14 protein-coding genes, 2 pseudogenes and 1 other annotated feature are annotated in these 17,602 nt (G+C 48.7%); of the genes and pseudogenes, 6 read left to right on the top strand and 10 right to left on the bottom strand.

The window, feature by feature from the left end:
* Positions 1-28: 28 nt before the first annotated feature.
* Entirely contained in the window at positions 29-391 is a 363-nt protein-coding gene (locus tag PCO85_10750; GenBank protein WJV55821.1) for a YkgJ family cysteine cluster protein, read from the bottom strand.
* Positions 392-670: 279 nt separating this feature from the next.
* On the opposite strand from PCO85_10750, the gene ompW reads away from it, so the two are divergent.
* Complete coding sequence (ompW, locus tag PCO85_10755; protein ID WJV55822.1) at positions 671-1,306, top strand: outer membrane protein OmpW; 636 nt, start codon at positions 671-673, stop codon at positions 1,304-1,306.
* 228 nt (positions 1,307-1,534) lie between these two features.
* Here the strand turns inward: ompW and trpA are convergent, their stop codons facing one another.
* From trpA to PCO85_10785, 6 genes and pseudogenes are all read right to left on the bottom strand, one after another.
* Entirely contained in the window at positions 1,535-2,347 is an 813-nt protein-coding gene (gene trpA / locus PCO85_10760) for a tryptophan synthase subunit alpha (GenBank protein ID WJV56057.1), read from the bottom strand.
* Positions 2,347-3,539: pseudogene (gene trpB, locus PCO85_10765) on the bottom strand (tryptophan synthase subunit beta). The gene trpA and the pseudogene trpB overlap by 1 nt, the downstream one beginning before the upstream one ends.
* Complete coding sequence (trpCF, locus tag PCO85_10770) at positions 3,533-4,939, bottom strand: bifunctional indole-3-glycerol-phosphate synthase TrpC/phosphoribosylanthranilate isomerase TrpF (protein WJV56058.1); 1,407 nt, start codon at positions 4,937-4,939, stop codon at positions 3,533-3,535. The pseudogene trpB and the gene trpCF overlap by 7 nt, the downstream one beginning before the upstream one ends.
* 7 nt (positions 4,940-4,946) lie before the next feature.
* On the bottom strand, positions 4,947-5,945 hold the full coding sequence (trpD, locus tag PCO85_10775; protein ID WJV55823.1) for an anthranilate phosphoribosyltransferase: 999 nt from the start codon (positions 5,943-5,945) through the stop codon (positions 4,947-4,949).
* A gap of 14 nt (positions 5,946-5,959) precedes the next feature.
* Complete coding sequence (locus PCO85_10780) at positions 5,960-6,538, bottom strand: gamma-glutamyl-gamma-aminobutyrate hydrolase family protein (protein WJV55824.1); 579 nt, start codon at positions 6,536-6,538, stop codon at positions 5,960-5,962.
* On the bottom strand, positions 6,538-8,100 hold the full coding sequence (locus PCO85_10785; GenBank protein ID WJV55825.1) for an anthranilate synthase component 1: 1,563 nt from the start codon (positions 8,098-8,100) through the stop codon (positions 6,538-6,540). Before PCO85_10785 ends, PCO85_10780 begins: the two co-directional genes overlap by 1 nt.
* A 22-nt stretch (positions 8,101-8,122) precedes the next feature.
* Positions 8,123-8,226, bottom strand: a sequence feature (Trp leader region).
* A gap of 229 nt (positions 8,227-8,455) precedes the next feature.
* On the opposite strand from PCO85_10785, the gene PCO85_10790 reads away from it, so the two are divergent.
* The 3 genes and pseudogenes from PCO85_10790 (at position 8,456) to rluB (ending at position 11,076) form a co-directional block, all read left to right on the top strand.
* On the top strand, positions 8,456-9,331 hold the full coding sequence (locus tag PCO85_10790) for a PHP domain-containing protein (GenBank protein WJV55826.1): 876 nt from the start codon (positions 8,456-8,458) through the stop codon (positions 9,329-9,331).
* Positions 9,332-9,409: 78 nt separating this feature from the next.
* Positions 9,410-10,029, top strand: a pseudogene (locus tag PCO85_10795) (L-threonylcarbamoyladenylate synthase).
* A gap of 174 nt (positions 10,030-10,203) precedes the next feature.
* Positions 10,204-11,076 (top strand): 23S rRNA pseudouridine(2605) synthase RluB, encoded by an 873-nt coding sequence (gene rluB, locus PCO85_10800; GenBank protein ID WJV55827.1) that lies wholly within the window; start codon positions 10,204-10,206, stop codon positions 11,074-11,076.
* A 52-nt stretch (positions 11,077-11,128) separates the two neighbouring features.
* On the opposite strand, the gene cobO is transcribed toward rluB, so the two are convergent.
* On the bottom strand, positions 11,129-11,719 hold the full coding sequence (gene cobO / locus PCO85_10805) for a cob(I)yrinic acid a,c-diamide adenosyltransferase (GenBank protein WJV55828.1): 591 nt from the start codon (positions 11,717-11,719) through the stop codon (positions 11,129-11,131).
* Positions 11,720-11,763: 44 nt separating this feature from the next.
* Positions 11,764-12,525 carry a YciK family oxidoreductase gene (locus PCO85_10810; protein WJV55829.1) on the bottom strand — a complete coding sequence of 254 codons (762 nt, stop codon included), beginning with the start codon at positions 12,523-12,525 and terminating at the stop codon, positions 11,764-11,766.
* 317 nt (positions 12,526-12,842) lie between these two features.
* On the opposite strand from PCO85_10810, the gene sohB reads away from it, so the two are divergent.
* Positions 12,843-13,889, top strand: coding sequence for a protease SohB (gene sohB, locus PCO85_10815; GenBank protein WJV55830.1), 1,047 nt, complete (start codon positions 12,843-12,845; stop codon positions 13,887-13,889).
* 107 nt (positions 13,890-13,996) lie between these two features.
* Here sohB and PCO85_10820 read toward each other — a convergent pair whose 3' ends face one another.
* A complete protein-coding gene (locus tag PCO85_10820; protein ID WJV55831.1) occupies positions 13,997-14,266 on the bottom strand; it encodes a YciN family protein in 270 nt (89 codons plus the stop codon).
* Between the two features lie 432 nt (positions 14,267-14,698).
* On the opposite strand from PCO85_10820, the gene topA reads away from it, so the two are divergent.
* Positions 14,699-17,296, top strand: a complete 2,598-nt coding sequence (topA, locus tag PCO85_10825; GenBank protein WJV55832.1) for a type I DNA topoisomerase — start codon at positions 14,699-14,701, stop codon at positions 17,294-17,296.
* The last annotated feature ends 306 nt before the right edge of the window (positions 17,297-17,602 follow it).

Consider the following 17,602-nt stretch of genomic DNA (forward strand, 5'->3'; position numbering starts at 1 on the left):
GATTATCTGTTTCTTTTTGTTCCGGACTTCAATCCTTAGGTTTAATCACTCTGGTTGCGATAAGTGCAGGAAGCCCGTAATAGGCGCGGGCACGATCGCAAGCTTCATTTATCTGGCTATTTTCTCCTGATGGAGAAAATTCGTGACAAGTGGAAGGTCGATTGGCGTAAATTCGGCACCGGACCGCAATACCAATTTCACCGTCTAATGCACAACAACGAGGCGATTTACGGTTTGTTCCCTGCATGCAACGCAGAAAAGGAGATATAGGTTCCGTTAGCGAGACAGGAACGGCGCCCACACCGTCATCAGCTTCGGCCCAATAGAAAGAAACGCGAAAATAACTACAGCAAGCACCGCATTGCATACAGGGGCTGATGTATTCACTCATTCTGATTATCCCGCCGACTTTCGTCAGTATTGAATCATGCGCAGTAGAAGAAATTTACGCCTAAATGAATCCTGTGACAGTTTTTATTTCAATGCCGTTTTTATGCCTTAAGGTCGATTTTTGATTTAGATCAAGTCTTGTATTTTTAATGACTTAGAGAAAATTGATGTGTGTAAAAATTTACCAAGAAACATGTCGAGATGTGATCTGGATTAAAACAAGAATACTTACCCGGGGGTATATTGCGCTCGACTTTAAACCATACAAAAGGGGTGGGTAATGAAAAAGGCGTCTTTATTATTAATGGCAGCAGCGTTAATGCCAGCTTTTGCACAGGCTAATCAAGCGGGTGATATCATTGTTCGTGCAGGTACGGCTATCTTACGTCCTAATGAAGGTTCAGATAATGTGCTGGGGTCACTAGGGTCTTTTAACGTTGATAACAATACTCAATTGGGATTAACGTTCACTTATATGGCAACTGATAATATTGGCGTGGAGTTACTGGCAGCTACGCCGTTCCAGCATAAAGTAGGCTTAAATGGTCTTGGTACAATTGCGGAAGTGAAACATCTGCCCCCTACATTAATGGCTCAGTATTATTTTGGACAAAAAGAAGACAAGCTGCGCCCTTATTTAGGGGTTGGTGTGAACTATACAACCTTCTTTGATGAAAAATTCAATGATACGGGTACAAACGCAGGTTTAAGTGATTTAAGTTTCACTGACTCCTGGGGGATAGCCGCCCAAGCCGGGTTGGATTATAACCTGAATAAAAACTGGTTACTGAATATGTCTCTCTGGTGGATGGATATTAGCACTGATGTGAAATTCAAGGCGAGCGGTCAAGATCAAACTGTCAGCACTCGTCTTGATCCCTGGTTATTTATGTTTGCCGTAGGTTACAAGTTCTGAGTTGATATCAATATATGATGAAAAAGCGGTAGCCTTCGCTTAGTTATTGTATGGCTTGTTAACTGAATTTATTTCACAATAAACTAACGACGAAAGGGTACTTTATGTGAAATAAAAGCGGCGGAATAGTTATCCCGCCGCTTTTTTATCTCATCCTGTCAGGTATTTATTTCCTGCATGATGTCAGATGAATGAGTTGATTATTACTCATTACACAATGAGACGCTTTTAGCGTGAAGGGCGGGTTGCCGCTTTCATGTTACGGACAAATTCACTTAGTTGTTTCAACATTTCTTTTGGCTGCTTCTGGTATTGTTCAATAATTTTCACAATGGCAGAACCCGAAATGGCGCCAGCGGCACCCGCTTTTAAAACCAGCTCGACCTGAGTGGGATCGGAAATTCCAAATCCTTGTAGCGGCGGTGCGGCGTGGTATTCATGCAGCTTGGCCAACAGGTGGTGCAGCGGTAATTGAGCCCGGGTTTCCGTCCCAGTCACCCCGGCACGGGACAGCAAATAAGTATAGCCACGCCCGTGAGATGCAATTTCACGTAGCAGTTCATCATCTGCATTGGGTGGGCAGATGAAGATAGGCGCAATGCTGTGACGCTGCGCCGCAGTACGGAATGGTGCTGACTCTTCCAGAGGAACATCCGCGACCAGTACAGAATCGACGCCAACCTGGGCGCAGCGCTGGTAAAATGCGTCGATACCATTGCTGAACACCAGATTGGCATACATCAGTAATCCAATTGGCAATTCAGGGTATTTCTGCCGGATAACGGTGAGCATTTCAAAACAATGTTCAGGCGTTACTCCGGCTGCGAAGGCTCGCAAGGTCGCATTCTGTATCGTTGGGCCATCCGCCAGCGGATCGGAAAACGGAATGCCTAATTCCAGCGCGTCGGCCCCCGAAGCAACCAGCGTATCAATAATTTGCAGTGATAGTTCAGGGGAAGGATCACCGAGTGTCACAAAAGGTACAAAAGCACCTTCCTTCTTTTCTGCCAATCGACTAAACAAGGCATGGTAACGTTCCATCATATTTCTCCCCGAGCTTTCAGAATATCGTGAACTGTAAAAATGTCTTTGTCCCCACGACCGGAAAGGTTAACGACCAGGATTTGTTCTTTCTCCGGCTCTGCTTTAATCATTTTTAGCGCGTAGGCCAATGCGTGAGAAGACTCCAACGCTGGAATTATCCCTTCATGGCGGGACAATTCCTTAAAGGCATCCAATGCTTCATCATCGGTTATTGAAACGTAATCCGCCCGACCAATGCTATTGAGATAGGCATGCTGTGGTCCCACTGATGGGAAATCTAGTCCGGCAGAAAGTGAATAGGACTCTTCAATCTGCCCATCAGCCGTTTGCATCATCGGTGATTTCATACCAAAGTAGATACCGACCCGACCATGTTTCAGCGGGGCGCCATGTTGTCCGGTTTCAATGCCCAACCCTGCAGGTTCAACACCAATCAGGCGAACCGTTGGTTCGTCAATAAAGTCGGCAAACATGCCAATGGCGTTGGAGCCCCCCCGACACACGCGAGTACGGCGTCTGGCAGGCGACCTTCTCTTTCGAGCATTTGCGCCTTGGTTTCTTCGCCGATCATCCGCTGAAATTCTCGAACAATCGTGGGATAGGGATGCGGACCGGCAGCTGTTCCCAATAGATAATGTGCTTGTTCATAACTGCCAGACCAATCTCGCAGTGCCTCATTGCAGGCGTCTTTCAGTGTAGCGGAACCACTGTGTACCGGGATGACTTCCGCGCCCATCAGTCGCATACGGAATACGTTTGGCGACTGGCGCTCTACATCTTTCGCTCCCATATAAATACGGCATTTTAGCCCAAGAAGCGCACAGGCTAACGCCGTTGCCACTCCGTGCTGACCCGCACCGGTTTCAGCGATAATCTCTGTTTTCCCCATACGCAGGGCAAGTAATGCCTGTCCCAGAACCTGGTTGGTTTTGTGCGCGCCACCGTGCAGGAGGTCTTCCCGTTTCAGGTAAAGTTTGGTGCGGGTTCCCGCCGTCAGATTTTTACATAAGGTCAGCGCCGTGGGGCGCCCGGCGTAGTTTTTCAACAGGTCGGTAAACTCGGCCTGAAATTCAGGATCACGCTGTGCATTGACGAATGCATCTTCAAGCTGGCGCAACGCTGGCATTAGTATTTGTGGTACGTATTGTCCGCCAAACTCACCAAAATAAGGATTAAGTAACGTCATAATAAGCCTGTCTTTATTTGATTCAATGGGGCGCGATGTTGCTGCGCAGTGCGCAGGATGTTAAACACCGCCGCGATTTTCTGTGGATCCTTGATACCCGGTTGGCTTTCCACGCCGGAATTAAAATCCAGACCGGCACAACCGAACGTAGCGGCCTGGGCTGTATTTTCTGTGCTCAATCCACCAGCCAGTAACACATGATTTAGTGTGTGTCCTTGCAGCAAGGACCAGTCAAACGTCTTACCACTGCCACCCTGAGTATTATCCAGCACGATGCGATCGATGTTTTCCAGTTCAAGATCCGGTAGTGTGGTCTCCACACTCAGTGCCTTCCAGATTTTGCATTGTGTCGGAAGTTGTTGGCGTAATGCGTCAATGGTGTGTTGATTTTCATGTCCATGCAATTGAACCGCAGCCAGATTAAGTTTCTCTGCTGTTGTGACGATATCGGCAATCGCTGCATCACGAAATACACCGACATAACGCAGCGCCGCACCCGTGATGATGGTTTCAGCCTGAGCGACGGAGATATATCGGGAAGATGACTCGACAAAAATCAGCCCACCATAAACAGCACCCGCCTGATAAGCGGCGGCGGCATCTTCGGGCCGAGTCAGCCCGCAGACTTTATTTTCTCCCAGAATGACTCGGCGTACGGCCAAGGCAAGATCCGGCTCAGACATCAGGGAACTGCCAATCAGAAAACCGTCAGCAAATGGGCTGAGCGCCTGAATGTCTGCAAAGCGGCTGATGCCTGATTCGCTAATCACAGTAACGCTGGCGGGTAAACGTGGTGCCAGCGTGCGGGTCCGGTTCAGATCGATGGAGAGATCACGTAAGTCCCGGTTATTAATCCCGACAACTTGCGCGTCAAGATGAATAGCGCGTTGTAATTCGTTCTCATTACTGGCTTCCGTTAATACGCCCATGTTCAGGCTATGCGCCACCGCGGCCAATTGCCGATACTGTGCATCATCCAGAACAGAGAGCATCAGCAGGATAGCGTCCGCCTGATAGTGCCGGGCCAGATAGATTTGATAAGGGTCGATAATAAAGTCTTTGCACAGTACCGGTTGTGGGACTGTTGCGCTGACTTGGGCTAAAAATTCGAAATTGCCCTGAAAGTATTTTTCATCTGTTAATACGGAAATTGCCGACGCGTAATCCTGATAAACCTGGGCTATCGCCACCGGATCAAAATCGGTACGAATCAACCCTTTTGACGGGGACGCTTTTTTGCATTCAAGGATGAACGCCGGGTGAGCGTGTTTCAATGACTGATAAAAGCTGCACTGGCTGGGTTTCACCAGGTGCTGAAAATCTGCCAATGGCTGCTGTTGTCGGCGTTCCTCGATCCACAACGCCTTGTCGCGTACAATTTTAGTTAATACGGTATCTTGCATCACATCATTATCCTCTGGCGGCTAAGGCAACAACGCGTTGATATGCCTGCCCGCTATGTATCATTTCCAGTGCCTGTTGCGCGTTTTGTCGCAGATCTTCCTGTCCAAACAGTTTCAACAGCAACGCGACGTTGGCGGCGACCGCAGCTTCATGGGCACGCTCACCGTGACCTTGTAGCAGCCGTGCCAGAATATCACGGTTTTCTTCGGGGGTGCCGCCCTGCAACGCCGCCAGCGGAAAACTGTCCAGTCCAAAATCGTGGTGAGTCAACTCATACACTTCTATATTACCGTCACGTAGCTCGGCTACCTGAGTAGGAGCATGAATGGCCACTTCATCCATACCACCGCCATGCACTACTGCGGCGCGCTGATAACCCAATACTTTCAGTGTTTCAGCAATAGGACGAACCAATTCCGGGCTGTAAACGCCGATCAACGCCAGTGGTGGATGTGCCGGGTTGATTAACGGCCCCAGTACGTTGAATACCGTGCGAGTTTTCAACTGCTGCCGAACCGGCATTGCATGACGAAACCCGGTGTGATATTGCGGAGCAAACAGGAAACATACCCCAAGTTCATCTAGTGCCTGACGGGATGTCTGTGCCGACATATCCAAACGAATACCAAATGCTGACAGCAGGTCGGAAGAGCCGGAACGGCTGGATACGCTGCGATTACCATGCTTAGCCACTTTCACTCCGCAACTGGCCGCGACAAATGCGCTGGCTGTGGAAATATTAATGCTGCTGGTGCCGTCGCCACCGGTACCAACGATATCGGCAAACAGATAGTCGGGGCGTGGAAACGGTTGAGCATCTTCCAGTAGTGCGGCGGCAGCCCCGGCGATTTCGTCTGGATGTTCACCACGTACTTTCATGCTAATCAGCGCGGCGGCCAATTGGGTCGGCTCCAGTTCACCCCGGACAATGGCACTGAATAACTGGTGACTTTCCTGGCGGCTGAGCGTTTCTGCACAATAGAGTTTTTCGAGAATACTTTTCATGATTTTTTCCTTGGCTATGCCAGTGCCCATTCCAGGGTTTGATTCAACAACCGTGCACCGTGGGTGGTCAGTATGGATTCAGGATGGAATTGAAAACCACAGACCCGATGTTCATCGTGACGAACCGCCATCACCATATCGTTAAAGCGGGCATTGACAGTAAGTTCGTCGGGAATGTTACTGCCCACCAATGAGTGATAGCGCGCTACTGGTAAGGGGTTTGGCAGGCCGTTAAACATGTCCTGTCCGTCATGTTCGATAGAAGAGGCTTTGCCATGCAGGATTTCCCCGGCCTGACCAACATGACCGCCGTAGGCTTCGACAATGGCTTGATGCCCAAGACAAATACCAACGATTGGCAATCGTCCACGTAATTGCTGCAACAGCTCGGGCATACAGCCGGCCTGAGCGGGCGTGCCGGGACCGGGAGACAGAATCAGAACCGCGTTTTCCATTTGTTGCAGACGCTCGATTATCACGCTGGTGGGGAGTTGATTACGATAAACCACAACATGATGTTTGCTGGCCCGCAGTTGATCGACCAGGTTGTACGTGAACGAGTCGATGTTATCGAGCAATAGGATATCCGCCATTAGAACACCTCCTTGGCGTGGTGGGCGCTGGCAATGGCGCGTAAAACAGCACGGGCCTTGTTACGGGTTTCATCGGCTTCAGACTGGGGATCGGAATCCAGCACGATACCGGCGCCAGCCTGAACCGTGGCTATGCCATCTTCCACATAGGCGGAACGAATGACGATGCAGGTATCCAGATCGCCGTGTGCGGTAAAATACCCGACGGCGCCGCCATAGCTGCCTCGCCGGTTCTTTTCGCTATTGGCAATCAGCTGCATGGCGCGTACTTTGGGGGCCCCGCTCAACGTACCCATATTCATGCAGGCGCGATAGGCATGTAGTACATCCAGATCGGCTCGTAACGTGCCGACTACGCGGGAAACGAGATGCATCACGAATGAATACCGGTCAACTTTGGTCAAATCGGCCACGTAACGGCTACCCGGCTCGCAGATGCGCGCCAGATCGTTGCGTGCCAGATCCACTAGCATCAAATGCTCTGCCAGCTCTTTATGATCGGTACGCATTTCCAGCTCGATACGGCTGTCCAGATCGCGGTCCAGGGAACCATCCGCATGGCGTCCTCGGGGGCGGGTGCCGGCAATTGGATAAATTTCAATCTGACGGTTATCAGCTGAGTATTTCAGGGAGCTTTCCGGTGAAGCGCCAAACAGGGTGAAATCCTGGTCCTGCATGTAGAACATATACGGACTGGGATTGTTATCCTTCAGCGTTTGATAAGCAGACAGCGGGGAAGGACAGGGCAGAGAAAAACGTCGGGAGGGAACGACCTGAAAAATTTCCCCGATGCGGATAGCCTGTTGCATCTGACTGACTACTTCACCATAGTCTTCATCACTTTGATTACAGCTCAGAGTCATACTCTCAACGAACTGACAAGGCAGAGGCGGGGCGGGTTGAAGCAACTGATGCTGTAACTGTTTCAGTCGTTGCTGCAAACGCTGACGTTCGGCACCGTCTGACGTAAACAGGCTGGCCTGAATGTGAGTGACTTGTTGTTGGTGATCAACAATCACCAAGGTTTCAGCCAGATAAAAACAGTAGTCCGGGCAACGCTGTTGTTGTCCCAGCGGTGGTAATGCCTCAAATCCGGCTACCAGATCGTAGGCAAACAGTCCACCTAGAAACATGGCTTCACGCTCGTTGGGGGGACATTTTACTAGTGTCAGTAACTGACGAAGGGCATCAAATACGGAAAGGGAACACAGACGTGCATCCTCATCCTGTATCATGTCTGTAGCAGGAAAAGTCAGTTCTCGACCATTGGGACGCGCTTCAATGATCACACTGGGCGGAAAGGCATGATCCAGTAATGGTAGCAATGAAGCGCCGTTAGCGGTTAGCGCTTGTATGAAAACCTGGGGACCCAGTGCGGTAATGCGCAATGCACTGTCAACGATCAACAGACTCTTCAGGTTTTGCTTACTATCAATTTCAGCTGATTCCAGCAATAGTGTGGCAGGCCTGGCACCACAGAGTTGATGAAACATCGCACTGGGATTGTTGTGGTAAGTTGCCTCAGTACTCAGGAGTTCAAGTTCGGATTGTGTTGTCTGCATTATCTTTACTCTTGTTTTGCCCATAAAAAAACCCGCTGATGAGCGGGCTTTGGGATATCTGCATGTTCTGATAACAGCTATGCGTGATTACTCCGCCCGCGAAAGGGAAGAGCGCCACCAACCTGCATTTTTCTTTTTAAACAGCATTGCCATTATCCTATCCCTTGCGTTTTGCTGAACTTGTGTACTAGTTAACTGGAACGGAGTAAATAAGTCAATAAAAAATTCAGGTTATTTTTAAGGTGTTTCACACAGAGTACCTATAGTCAGAAAATCCGATTCTTTCTTATCCTTTTCCCCTTGTTAATGGCATGATGCCGTCAAGTCTTCACTCCTGACTGGATAAATAAGCACTGTGCCAGAAGCGTCTTCAATACTTTCCTCTTTTCCACTTTATGATTTGCATAGCCATACGACAGCATCCGACGGACTACTAACGCCAACAGAATTAGTTCAGCGCGCCGTTGAGATGCGGGTCGGAGTGCTGGCTATTACCGACCATGATACGACGGCTGCACTGGATGAGGCACAGACCGCTATTCGCCAGTGTTCTTTGCCGCTGCGATTGATTGCCGGTGTTGAAATTTCAACATTGTGGGAAAACCATGAAATTCATATTGTTGGGCTGGGGCAGGATTGCAGTCATCCGGCACTGGTAAACCTGTTGCAGCAACAGTCCGACTACCGCTTGCAACGGGCGGAGCATATCGGCTTGCGGCTGGAAAAGGCACAAATTCCTGACGCGTTCGCTGGTGCCGCCCGACTGGCCGCTGGCGGCACGATAACCCGTGGGCACTTTGCCCGCTATCTGGTAGAACAAGGGCGTGCGGAGAATATCAGTCAGGTCTTTAAGAAGTATCTGGCAAAAGGGAAAACCGGTTATGTTCCATCACAGTGGTGTACAATACAACAGGCTATAGACGCAATACACCAATCAGGAGGTGTTGCAGTGCTGGCTCACCCTGGACGCTATGATTTAACGGCTAAGTGGTTGAAACGGCTACTGCGCCATTTCACTGATTGTGGTGGTGATGCAATGGAAGTGGCGCAGTGCCAGCAGGCACCTGATGAGCGTTTGCAGTTGGCGCGTTATGCGCGGGAATATCGTTTGCTGGGATCTCAGGGTTCAGATTTTCATCAACCCTGTGCCTGGATTGAGTTAGGCCGTAAGTTATGGTTACCTGGCGATGTTGAGCCAGTGTGGCAGCATGCGGCGCTGACGCAACGGTGAGTATCTGGCGCGATCAGATCAGCGGGTTGCTGATGAGTAAAAGACTGGTGCGCTGTGTTTTGGGAGGCATAAGGTAGTATGAGTCAGTTTTTCTATATTCACCCACAGAACCCTCAATTACGACTAATTAATCAGACGGTGGAAGTGCTGCATAAGGGGGGGTTATTGTCTACCCTACGGATTCTGGCTATGCACTGGGATGTATGCTGGAAGATAAATCCGCGATGGAACAGATTTGTCGTATACGCAACGTGGACAATAATCATAATTTCACACTGGTGTGTCGCGATCTGTCCGAATTATCCACCTATGCTTATGTCGATAATACGGCATTTCGTCTGATAAAAAACAATACCCCTGGGAATTACACCTTTATCCTGAAAGCAACAAAAGAAGTTCCGCGCCGTCTGATGAATGAAAAACGTAAAACCATCGGCCTGCGAGTTCCTTCTAACCCAATAGCATTGGCACTGTTGGAAGCGCTGAACGAACCGCTGATGTCCACGACATTAATCTTGCCGGGCAATGATTTTGCGGAGTCAGATCCGGAGGAGATACAGGAACGTTTGGGAAAACGAGTGGATCTGGTTATTCATGGTGGTTCTTTGGGGCAACAACCGACCACCGTGATTGATTTGACCGACACGTCGCCGCAGGTCGTTCGGGAAGGTACCGGAGATGTCACACCTTTTTTATAGATGATGGTGGATTTCCCTTCACTGGGTCTAACATTTGGCATACAAATGGCGCGAATCTCTGTATAATCGCGCCATTATTTTTTATAACTCATTATTTTTCCATGAGTTACCGCTACAGCTGGTAACAGATCCATCCCCCCGACGCCTGGGAAGGCGACACTTAGAGGTTGCTCGATGAGCGAAAAGCTACAGAAAGTGATGGCGCGCGCAGGTCATGGTTCGCGCCGTGAAATTGAAAGTATGATCCAGCAGGGACGAATTAGCGTTGATGGTAAAATTGCCACGCTGGGCGATCGTGTTGAGGTCACTAACGCGACAAAAATCCGTATTGATGGTCATGTGGTTGTTGTTCGGGATACCGAGCAAACAGTATGCCGCGTGCTGATGTATTACAAACCGGAAGGCGAACTTTGCACCCGCAGCGATCCAGATGGTCGTCCTACCGTGTTTGACCGTTTACCAAAAATCCAAGGTTCTCGTTGGGTAGCAGTAGGTCGTCTTGATGTTAATACGTCTGGATTACTGTTGTTTACTACGGATGGTGAACTGGCAAACCGATTAATGCATCCCAGCCAGGAAGTAGAAAGGGAGTACGCTGTACGTGTGTTTGGTGAGGTCAATGATGAAAAAATCAAACAACTCAGCAAGGGCGTACAGTTGGATGATGGCCCGGCATCATTCCGCAAGATTCGCTACCAGGGTGGTGAAGGATTAAACCAATGGTATAACGTGACATTGACCGAAGGACGTAACCGTGAAGTACGTCGTTTGTGGGAAGCCGTCGGCGTACAAGTCAGCCGGTTGATCCGTGTTCGTTACGGTGATATCCAACTACCCAAAGGGTTACCCCGTGGTGGCTGGGCAGAAATGAACCTCACGGATGTCAATTATTTGCGTGAATTAGTTAAACTTACACCAGAAACCGTTAGCAAACTGCCCGTGGAACGTGAACGTCGGCGTGTCAAAGCCAATCAAATCCGTCGTGCCGTGAAACGACATAGCCAAGTGAGTACCACACGCCGTAACGCGCCTAAACGTAACGGTTAGTACGCTTCAGGATACGTGCGCAATGCACAGTATCCTGATGCTATTTGTGTGATTACCAGTCAATACCTTGCTGAGCTTGGATTCCTGCATCAAAAGCATGTTTCACCGGGCGCATTTCGGTCACAGTATCGGCCTGGTTCAGTAAATCACGATGGCAGCCTCGTCCGGTGATAATCACACTCTGGTGCGAAGGTCGCGCATTCAGTACTTCAATCACTTCATCCAGCGGTAAATAATCGTAGCTGATCATGTATGTCAGCTCATCCAGTACCACTAAATCCAATTGCGGGTCAGCCAGCATGCGTTTTCCGTGTTGCCACACGAGATGTGCCGCCTCGGTGTCGGTTTGCCGGTTCTGGGTGTCCCAGGTAAAGCCAGTAGACATGACCTGAAATTCGACACCATGCTGTTGCAGCAGGTTTTTTTCACCATTGGGCCATTCTCCTTTGATAAACTGAATCACGCCTGCTTGCAGTCCATGTCCGACAGCTCGAGTTACCGTGCCAAAGGCTGCGGTGGTTTTTCCTTTCCCATTGCCAGTAAATACCATGATAATGCCGCGTAACTGGGTCGCGGTGGCAATGCGGGCATCGACTTTTTCTTTCAAACGTTGCTGACGTTGCTGATGTCGTTCGTCATTCATGTCGGGGTTTCCCCAGTGCTTATTTAGGGTGTGGGATGTCGCGATTAGTCTACGGTCCCCGGTTTTTTACCGGGTTGGGCGTCAAAACTCATTCCTGTTTTACGTCGGCTGTCATCACCCATCAAATAAAGATAAAGTGGCATAATATCCGCTGGTGTTTTGAGCTTGTCCGGGTCTTCATTCGGAAAAGCAGCTGCGCGCATAGCGGTACGAGTGCCGCCGGGATTAATACAGTTCACTCGCAGGTTTTTGTGGCGATACTCTTCTGCCAGTACCTGCATCATTCCCTCAGTAGCGAATTTCGAAACTGCATAGGCTCCCCAGCCGGAACGTCCCTGACGGCCTACGCTTGAACTGGTGAATACCAGTGAGGCGCTCGGGGACTTCAGTAATAACGGTAACAGCGCCTGGGTAAGCATGAATGTCGCGTTGACGTTGACGTGCATTACCTGGTGCCAATGCTCCACTGATTGATCCGCCATTAAAGCAATATCACCTAGCAGACCAGCATTATGCAGCACACCATCAAGTTGAGGAATGGACTGAGACATCTGTTCTGCTATCAAGAAAAATTGTTCTGAAGTGGTTGTCAGCATATCGCAGGGGATTACCAACGACGACGTACCACACTCTTGCTCAATCTGTCGTTTTACATCATGTAGCTTACTTTCTGTCCTGCCCAACAAAACCATGTGAGCACCAAAACGAGCATAGGTGAGTGCAGCCTCTCGTCCAATACCGTCTCCAGCACCGGTAACTAATATAATTCTTCGTTTTAAAAGGTCTTTTTTGGGTGTGTAATACACAGCAATATCCTCTTGCCTTGGCTGTGGCATGCCGATTTTCAGGTTGTCTATTGTCTTTACTCAGGTGAACAACCTGATAATAGGAAAGGCAATAATGTTTTTTTATGCCTGAAACAGTAAGGGGTTTCAATGAGACTGCGGCGATTTACCTCAAACTGCGTCACAAAAAGTAGCGGAATGTATGGATTAAGAATGAAGATCATCGCCATTGGTCGCGCCATACGTTACGTTATAGAGACAGCGTACAACGTACTCAATGTTGTAGTTAGTTAATAATCAAGATTATATTCATAATTTGGTCAATGAAGGCGGTATTTGTGGAGTTACTTTCTCAGTATGGTTTATTCCTGGCAGAAATCCTGACCATCGTCGTCGCAATTGGCGTACTGGTGGTGTTGATATTCAGTATGACCCAACGTAAACGCCAGCGTAAAGGTGAGCTACAGGTCGTTAATCTGGGTGAGCAATATCGCGAGATGCAGCGGGATATGCAAGCGGCTGCGATAAGCGATGCTGAACGCAAGGTGTTGTTGAAGAGAAATAAAAAAGAGAAAAAGGAAACCGCTAAACAGGAAAAACAGCGCGTTAAAAAGGGGGATACGAAAGCGCTCAAACCCTGTCTTTACGTCCTTGATTTTAATGGCAGTATGGATGCTGGTGAAGTCAGTTCACTGCGAGAAGAGGTTTCCGCCATTCTGGCAGTAGCCAGAACGGAAGATGAGGTCTTGTTGCGTCTTGAAAGTCCTGGCGGTGTGGTTCACGGTTATGGGTTGGCTGCATCTCAGTTACAGCGTTTACGCCAGGGCGGGATCCGTCTTACCGTGGCAGTGGATAAAATGGCTGCCAGCGGTGGCTATATGATGGCTTGCGTGGCGGATCGCATTGTTGCGGCTCCGTTTGCTATTGTGGGTTCCATTGGTGTTGTAGCACAGATCCCTAATTTCAACCGGCTGTTGAAAAACAAAGACATTGATGTCGAGTTACATACGGCTGGAGAATATAAACGGACATTGACGCTATTTGGCGAAAATACGGAAGCAGGACGTGAGAAATTTCGCGAGGAGCTGAATGCAACTCATCAGTTGTTCAAACAGTTTGTTCAACAAATGCGCCCTTCACTGGATATTGATGCGGTGGCGACAGGGGAGCATTGGTTTGGATCACAGGCGAGAGATCTGGGATTGGTTGATGCCATTGGTACCAGCGACGATTTACTGATTGCGGAAATTGCCACACATGAGGTGTTGGCCGTGCGCTATACCCGTCGTAAACGCCTGATTGATCGATTGACAGGCAGCACCGGGGATACGGTAGAGAGAATGATGTTGCGCTGGTGGCAACGAGGGAACCAGCCGCGGTTGTAACTGAAACGATTGTTACTGAAAAGGCCCGCCGTTTTGCAAGACCCACAAGAGTTGGATAACTGACAACTCTGCAAAGGGCTATCAATATCAGGCGGGATTTTTTTGTTTTAGTCTACAAGGTGATATTTCTCCGACAGCACATGAGCCAGATGTTTAAACATATTAAATACGGCCGTAGTTTTCAGTGTCGGTAGTCCATCCTGGTCGAGAAAATACTCACCGCGAAAAATCAGTATGCCATTTTTCTGCTCCACGTCGTTGGCCTCCATACCATGCAGATAATCGTCATGATTTTTTATCAGCATGTTGGCTTCCGTCAGTAGTGCCTGGCGATCGATCGATATTTTTTCTTCATTTGAGTGTATAAAATCGGACATGTGCTCATACTCCTGCATCAACAATCTTCAGGGCATTGTACTGCCTGACGTGACTTTCCCGCAATTGGACTACATTTTTTCATACAATCTGCTGATACTGCTTACTCTCTTCATCAGTGAAAAGAGCGAGATATGCTAATTAGGTTGCGTGACGTTATTTATCAGGTAGAGTGTGGGATTTTGTATAGTCAGCGGAATAATTTCTTTACACCATAGCTGCCTGCGTTTGTTTGTGACTACAATGTAGTAAATGAATACCACAGATAGATCATAGTGTTGCGGTAAGGTAGACGGCGATATCCGGCCTGATACCACGATAACAGAACGATTTTCCCGTAACAGGCGGCTAATTGAGCATCTGATGCTGAAAGTAGCGATAGATGCCTGCGAAGATTTTTACTTTTTTAAAGAATTCAGTAGGTAACCATAAATATGGGTAAAGCTCTCGTCATAGTTGAGTCCCCGGCAAAAGCCAAAACGATCAATAAATATCTAGGCAATGACTACGTGGTGAAATCCAGCGTCGGTCATGTGCGCGATTTGCCAACCAGTGGCTCTGGTAGTAAGAAGAGTTCGGACTCAACCAACGGCAAAACTAAAAAAGCCGTCAAAAAAGATGAAAAATCGGCGCTGGTCAACCGAATGGGGGTCGATCCTTATCACGGTTGGGATGCGAATTATGAAATCCTGCCGGGCAAGGAAAAGGTCGTCTCTGAGCTGAAGACATTGGCAGAACAAGCAGACCATGTTTATCTCGCTACCGACCTTGACCGCGAAGGGGAAGCCATTGCGTGGCACCTGCGGGAAATAATCGGTGGGGATGAGAAACGGTTCAGTCGTGTGGTGTTCAACGAAATCACCAAAAATGCGATCCAGCAGGCATTTAAAAACCCTGGTGAGTTGAACATCGATCGTGTTAATGCCCAACAGGCCCGTCGCTTTATGGATCGGGTCGTAGGCTACATGGTATCGCCTTTGCTATGGAAGAAAATTGCCCGAGGGTTATCGGCGGGGCGTGTGCAGTCCGTGGCTGTGCGTTTGGTGGTGGATCGTGAGCGAGAAATAAAGGCGTTTGTCCCAGAAGAATACTGGGAACTTCACGCCGAGATGCAAACGGCCCATGACGTCATGCTGCAAATGCAGGTAACGCACCATAACGGAAAACCGTTTAAGCCAGTCAATCAGGTCCAGACGCAGTCAGCCGTCAGTTTGTTGGAAAAAGCCCGTTATGTCGTGGCTGAGCGTGAAGATAAACCGACCAGTAGTAAGCCTGGCGCTCCTTTTATTACATCGACGCTTCAGCAGGCAGCCAGTACCCGTTTGGGCTTCGGCGTCAAGAAAACCATGATGATGGCCCAGCGCTTATATGAAGCGGGTTATATCACCTACATGCGTACTGACTCGACTAACCTGAGTCAGGATGCGTTGAATATGGTGCGCGGATATATCAGCGACGAATTCGGTCAGCGTTATTTGCCTGAGTCGCCTAATTTTTACAGCAGTAAAGAGAATTCGCAGGAAGCTCATGAAGCAATCCGTCCTTCAGATGTCAAGGTTTTGTCTGAACAACTGAAAGATATGGAAGCGGATGCCCAGAAATTGTATCAGCTGATCTGGCGTCAGTTTTTGGCCTGTCAGATGACGCCTGCACAGTACGACTCCACCACGCTGGTGGTGAAAGCCGATGATTACCAGCTCCGTGCCAAAGGCCGTACTTTGCGTTTTGATGGCTGGACCAAAGTGATTCCGGCGTTACGCAAAGGTGATGAAGATCGTACATTGCCATCCGTTGAGGTGGGCGAAACACTGACATTAGAAAAACTGTTACCAAGCCAGCACTTTACTAAGCCATCTGCGCGTTACAGTGAAGCGTCTTTGGTGAAGGAATTGGAAAAACGTGGCATTGGCCGTCCTTCCACTTATGCATCAATAATCTCCACCATTCAGGATCGTGGTTATGTACGGGTTGAAAACCGTCGTTTCTATGCCGAAAAAATGGGGGAAATTGTTACTGACCGCTTGGAAGATAATTTTCGCGAGCTGATGAGCTATGATTTTACTGCTCGCATGGAGAGTAGCTTAGACCAGGTCGCGAACAATCAGGCGGCATGGAAAGCCGTGTTGGACGAGTTTTTCGCCGAGTTCAGCCAGCAACTGGAAACCGCTGAGCAGGAACCGGAAGCGGGGGGAATGCGGCCTAATCTGATGGTGCTGACCAGCATCGATTGCCCGACTTGTGGTCGCAAGATGGGGATTCGTACCGCCAGTACGGGCGTTTTTCTGGGGTGCTCAGGTTACGCTCTACCGCCGAAAGAACGCTGCAAAACCACCATCAACCTGATTCCAGAAGCCGAAGTGCTGAACATACTGGAAGGTGATGAAGCCGAAACCAATGCACTGCGTGCTCGCCGTCGTTGTCCGAAATGTGGCACTGCTATGGATAGTTATCTGATCGACAATCAGCGTAAGCTGCATGTCTGCGGTAATAATCCATCCTGTGATGGCTATGAAATAGAAAACGGCGAGTTTCGTCTCAAAGGCTATGACGGCCCAGTGGTGGAGTGTGAGAAGTGTGGTTCGGAAATGCACCTGAAGATGGGGCGTTTTGGTAAGTATATGGCGTGTACTAATGAGAGCTGCGGTAATACCCGCAAGATTTTGCGCAGTGGTGAGGTTGCTCCTCCGAAGGAAGATCCTGTACCGCTACCTGAATTGGCTTGTGAAAAATCTGATGCTTATTTTGTACTACGTGATGGTGCTGCGGGTGTTTTTCTGGCCGCCAATACGTTCCCGAAATCTCGTGAGACGCGGGCACCATTGGTCGAAGAGCTGTTGCGTTTCAAAGATCGGTTGCCGGAGAAACTGCGTTATCTGGCTGATGCTCCGATAACGGATAACGATGGGAATAAAACATTGGTCCGCTTTAGCCGTAAGACCAAACAACAGTATGTTTCCTCAGAGAAAGAGGGTAAGGCTACTGGATGGTCAGCATTTTATGTAGACGGAAAATGGGTTGAGACAAAGAAATAGCTTTTTTGCCGATAGACTCAGGTATCCCGGTTAATAAAACCAAATGCTTTATAGCCAGCCTGTTTAGGCTGGCTTTTTTGATCTGCATAAGGTGAGTGTAATCTGTCAAGGGTGATAATACGCTACCAAAGTCATGAGAGAAATATAACGCTTTCTTCATACTGATAGTTTCTCTGTGGGCGAAAAAGAAAGTGGTTATATAAAATATATTTTTATGATTAAATGTCATTTAAATGGTGAAAAAATATGCCGTTTATTAGGGGTGAAGTGAGTTCTTTTGCAGTGATGATCAAAAAATTAAAGATG

Origin of the sequence: Prodigiosinella aquatilis, from assembly GCA_030388725.1 — a bacterium.
Classification (GTDB): domain Bacteria; phylum Pseudomonadota; class Gammaproteobacteria; order Enterobacterales; family Enterobacteriaceae; genus Prodigiosinella; species Prodigiosinella aquatilis.